This is a genomic window from Trinickia sp. (assembly GCF_057351765.1).
The window spans coordinates 1-4,618 of sequence record NZ_JBMRBK010000060.1; the positions used below are offsets into that span (position 1 = coordinate 1).

At 60.1% G+C, this 4,618-nt stretch carries 6 protein-coding genes and 1 tRNA gene; all 7 read left to right on the forward strand.

All coding sequences use genetic code 11. The features are described 5' to 3' along the window. The coding region (locus ACO1XS_RS15965) for a Nif3-like dinuclear metal center hexameric protein (protein ID WP_486391159.1) at positions 1 to 220 on the forward strand (220 nt) is incomplete at its 5' end. A 228-nt stretch (positions 221 to 448) separates the two neighbouring features. Next, a complete protein-coding gene (gene petA, locus ACO1XS_RS15970; protein ID WP_331568208.1) occupies positions 449 to 1,069 on the forward strand; it encodes a ubiquinol-cytochrome c reductase iron-sulfur subunit in 621 nt (206 codons plus the stop codon). Further along, the gene (locus tag ACO1XS_RS15975) at positions 1,069 to 2,454 is read left to right on the forward strand and encodes a cytochrome b (RefSeq protein WP_486391160.1); all 1,386 of its coding nucleotides are present in this window, start codon (positions 1,069 to 1,071) and stop codon (positions 2,452 to 2,454) included. Before petA ends, ACO1XS_RS15975 begins: the two co-directional genes overlap by 1 nt. Before the next feature lie 22 nt (positions 2,455 to 2,476). After that, complete coding sequence (locus tag ACO1XS_RS15980) at positions 2,477 to 3,250, forward strand: cytochrome c1 (RefSeq protein ID WP_331568210.1); 774 nt, start codon at positions 2,477 to 2,479, stop codon at positions 3,248 to 3,250. 100 nt (positions 3,251 to 3,350) lie between these two features. Beyond that, the gene (locus ACO1XS_RS15985; protein ID WP_006052302.1) at positions 3,351 to 3,962 is read left to right on the forward strand and encodes a glutathione S-transferase N-terminal domain-containing protein; all 612 of its coding nucleotides are present in this window, start codon (positions 3,351 to 3,353) and stop codon (positions 3,960 to 3,962) included. A gap of 71 nt (positions 3,963 to 4,033) precedes the next feature. After that, positions 4,034 to 4,522 (forward strand): ClpXP protease specificity-enhancing factor, encoded by a 489-nt coding sequence (locus ACO1XS_RS15990; protein WP_481580016.1) that lies wholly within the window; start codon positions 4,034 to 4,036, stop codon positions 4,520 to 4,522. Between the two features lie 20 nt (positions 4,523 to 4,542). Next, a tRNA-Thr gene (locus ACO1XS_RS15995) sits at positions 4,543 to 4,618 on the forward strand.

Consider the following 4,618-nt stretch of genomic DNA (forward strand, 5'->3'; position numbering starts at 1 on the left):
GCAGAGCTATTTCGAGGCCGCCATCGACGCCGGCGCCGATGTCTTTCTGACGGGCGAGATTTCCGAGCCGACGACGCATATCGCTGCCGAGAGCGGCGTCGCGTTTCTTGCGGCGGGGCACCATGCGACGGAACGCTTCGGAGTGCAGGCGCTCGGCGCCCATCTGTCCGAGCAGTTCGATATCGAACACCTCTTTATCGATATCGATAATCCCGTCTGATTATTGGAATTGCGCTGCGTTGCACGATCGGCCCGATACGCGAAATGCTTGAAGGAGGCATCGTTTACCGGCCCGAGGAGCTGCTGGTGTCTCGGGAAAACCCTTACGGATCAAGCGGTTCGCATGGTTTTTGGCGGACAGGTCTTGTAAATGACGACTCCATTCCCGCAAACTAGCGGGCGGTGGCAAAAAGCGTGACGGAAATCCAACTCAGAAGTGGGGCGTGTAATGCGAGATAAAGAAGAGGAACGCGTCGACGGCAGCCGCCGTACCTGGCTGATTGCGACGTCCGTAGCAGGCGGCATTGGAGGCGTAGCCGCTGTCATACCGTTTGCAAGCTCGTTGGAACCCTCTGAAAAGGCCAAGGCCGCCGGCGCACCGGTCGAGGTCGATATCGGCGATTTGAAGCCGGGCGAAATGAAGACCGTTGCCTGGCGCGGCAAGCCCGTGTGGATCATCAATCGGACGGACGCCATGCTGGCCGACGTGGTGAAGGCCGACAACGAAGTGGCCGATCCGAACACGAAACATCCGTTTTCGATGCCCGAACCGGCGTACTGCCAGAACGAATACCGTTCGCGCCCCGATCACAAGAACATTCTCGTCCTCGTGGCCGTGTGCACGCACCTGGGCTGTACGCCGACGCCGCGGTTCACCCCGGGTCCCCAGCCGAATCTGCCCGGCGACTGGCCTGGTGGCTTTCTGTGCCCCTGCCACGGGTCGACGTATGATCTGGCGGGCCGGGTCTTCAAGAACAAGCCCGCACCGCAGAACCTCGACGTTCCCCCCTACATGTTCACGTCGGCGACCACGATCGTGATCGGCAAGGACGAAAAAGGAGAAGCGTAATGGCGACGACCGAAAAAGAAGCCGTAACGACGACGGGTCTTGCCGGCTGGATCGATCGCCGCTTCCCGATGACGTCCACCTGGAAGGCCCATCTTTCCGAGTACTACGCACCGAAGAACTTCAACTTCTGGTACTTCTTCGGCTCGCTGGCGTTGCTCGTGCTCGTAAACCAGATCGTGACGGGCATCTTCCTCACGATGAACTACAAGCCCGATTCGACGCTCGCGTTCGCCTCGGTCGAGTACATCATGCGCGAGGTGCCGTGGGGCTGGCTCATTCGCTACATGCACTCCACGGGCGCGTCGATGTTCTTCGTCGTCGTCTATCTGCACATGTTCCGGGGGCTGCTTTACGGCTCGTATCGCAAGCCGCGCGAACTCGTCTGGATCTTCGGTTGCGCGATCTTCCTGTGTCTCATGGCCGAGGCGTTTTTCGGCTATCTGCTGCCATGGGGGCAAATGTCGTACTGGGGCGCCCAGGTGATCGTGAACCTGTTTTCGGCGATCCCGTTCGTCGGCCCTGACCTTTCGCTGTGGATTCGAGGCGACTACGTCGTGTCCGACGTCACGCTGAACCGCTTTTTCGCGTTTCACGTCATCGCGATTCCGCTCGTGCTGATCGGGCTCGTGTTCGTGCATATCGTCGCGCTGCACGAAGTCGGCTCGAACAATCCCGACGGCATTGAAATCAAGGCCAAGAAAGATCCGCACGGTCGCCCGCTCGATGGCATTCCGTTTCATCCGTACTACTCGGTCCATGATTTCATGGGCGTGTGCGTGTTCCTGATGGTATTCGCCGCGATCATCTTCTTCGCACCGGAGATGGGCGGGTACTTCCTCGAGCAGAACAACTTCGTTCCGGCCAATCCGCTGCAAACGCCGCCTGAGATCGCGCCTGTGTGGTACTTCACGGCCTTTTACGCGATGCTGCGTGCCACGACCGACCCGTTCAAGATCGTGCTGATGGTCGTGATCGGGCTGCTTGGGCTCCTTGCGCTCATGCGGGCGCGAGGCAAGTGGAAGATCGGTCTGCCGGTCCTGGCCGTGCTCGTGATCGTTGCGATGTACCTGACCCAATCGAAGTTCTGGGGTGTCGTCGTGATGGGCTCCGCGGTGGTGTCGCTTTGCTTTTTGCCGTGGCTCGACCGCAGCCCCGTGAAGTCGATCCGCTACCGGCCGTTGTTCCACAAGGTTTTCTACGGAATCTTCGTGCTTGCGTTCCTGACCCTCGCTTATCTGGGCACCAAGCCGCCGTCGCCGGCCGCGACGTTGATCGCTCAGATCTGCGCGCTGATCTACTTCGCGTTCTTCCTGGGCATGCCGTTCTGGACGCCGCGCGGCAGGTTCAAGGAGCCGCCGGAGCGTGTTCGGTTCAAGCCCCATTAATCGCGAGCGAGGACAAGACGATATGAAGACATTGCTTTCGAAGCTTGCCCGCATTGGCGCGGTGGTAGTCACGCTGGCCGCCGGCATGCTCGTGGCCCCCGGGGCTTGGGCGCAGGAAGAGGGATTTCGGCTCGATCGTGCGCCCGACAACACGGAGAACCTTGCGTCGTTGCAACATGGCGCGCAATTGTTTGTAAACTACTGCTTGAGCTGCCACAGTGCGAGCCTCATGCGCTACAGCGCGCTGACGCAGCTTGGCCTTTCGCAAAAGGAGATCGAGCAGAATCTGCTCTTTACGACCGACAAGATCGGTAACACGATGACCGTGGCCATGCGTCCGGAGGATGCCAAAACGTGGTTCGGGGTCGCGCCGCCCGATTTGTCGGTGGAAGCACGGGCGCGCAGCAGCGACTGGCTCTACACCTATTTGCGCAGCTTCTACCGGGACGAAACGCGGCCGACGGGATGGAACAACATGGTGTTCCCGAACGTCGGCATGCCGCATGTCTTGTGGCAGTTGCAGGGTGTGCAGACGGCGAAATACGAGGACGAGTTGAACCCCGAAACGGGGGAGAAGGAGCATCGGTTCGTTGGCTTCGCGCAGGCAAAACCGGGGACGATGTCCCGGGTAGATTATGATTCTGCCGTGGCCGACCTTGTCGCCTACATGACCTGGATGTCCGAGCCGACGCAACATGGGCGCCGGCAGCTTGGCGTATGGGTGCTGCTGTTCCTGGGCGTGCTGACGTTCCTGGCCTGGCGGCTGAACGCGGCGTACTGGAAGGACGTTAAATAATCACGCCGTGACGGCGGTGTGAGGGCCGGCGCGACTCGAAGCCCGCTTCGGCGGGCTTTTCGGCGTGCTGGCCCTTCAGCTTTTTGAGGAAATTTTAGACATGATGGTTCTGTATTCCGGCACAACTTGCCCGTTTTCCCAGCGTTGCCGGCTGGTGCTGTTCGAAAAGGGGATGGACTTCGAGATCCGCGACGTCGACCTCTTCAACAAGCCGGAAGACATTGCGGTGATGAATCCGTATGGGCAAGTGCCGATCCTGGTCGAGCGCGACCTGATTCTGTACGAGTCGAACATCATCAACGAATACATCGACGAGCGCTTTCCCCACCCGCAGCTGATGCCGGCCGATCCGGTGCAGCGCGCGCGCGCACGGCTGTTCCTGCTCAATTTCGAGAAGGAGTTGTTCGTGCACGTGGGCACGCTCGAGAACGAGAAGGGCAAGGCAGCGGAAAAGAATCACGAGAAGGCGCGTCTTGCGATTCGCGATCGTCTGACGCAACTGGCCCCGATTTTCCTGAAGAACAAGTACATGTTGGGCGAAGAGTTTTCGATGCTCGACGTGGCGATCGCTCCGCTGCTCTGGCGTCTGGACCATTACGGTATCGAGCTTTCGAAGAATGCCGCGCCGCTCATGAAGTACGCTGAGCGCATTTTCAGCCGGCCGGCGTATATCGAAGCGCTGACGCCGTCGGAAAAGGTGATGCGCCGCTGATGTAATTTCAGGGTGCGGCGCTTGTGGCGGGAAGCTCGGCAGCAAGCGTTGCACCTTGGCGAGGACAGTCGATGCAAGAGATTCCAACGAAACCGTATCTGTTGCGCGCGCTTTACGAGTGGTGCACGGATAACGGGTACACGCCGCACATTGCGGTGAGGGTCGACAATCAGACGCGCGTGCCGCGGCAGTTCGTGCACAACGACGAGATCGTGCTCAACATCAGCTTCGAGGCGACGACGCAGCTGCAGATGGGCAACGAGTGGATCGAGTTCAGTGCGCGCTTCTCGGGCAAGGCGCACAAGATCGAAGTGCAGGTAGCCAACGTACTGGCGATCTACGCGCGCGAGAATGGGCAGGGTATGGCGTTTCCGGTGGAGCCCGCGGTGGGGGCGGCCGGTGGCACCCCTGTCGAATCCGAGGTGTTGGACGCGGAGCCGGAGGATGTCGGCGTCGGAGCGGGAACGCAGGCGCAGGCGACAAAAGACGACGGTGACGGACCGTCCTCCGACGACGGCTCGAAAGGCGGTGGCAAAGGGCACCTCAAGGTCGTGAAATGAAGTAGAATCACGGGCTCAACGCCGGCTTAGCTCATCTGGTAGAGCAGTTGATTTGTAATCATCAGGTGGCGGGTTCGAGTCCTGCAGCCGGCACCA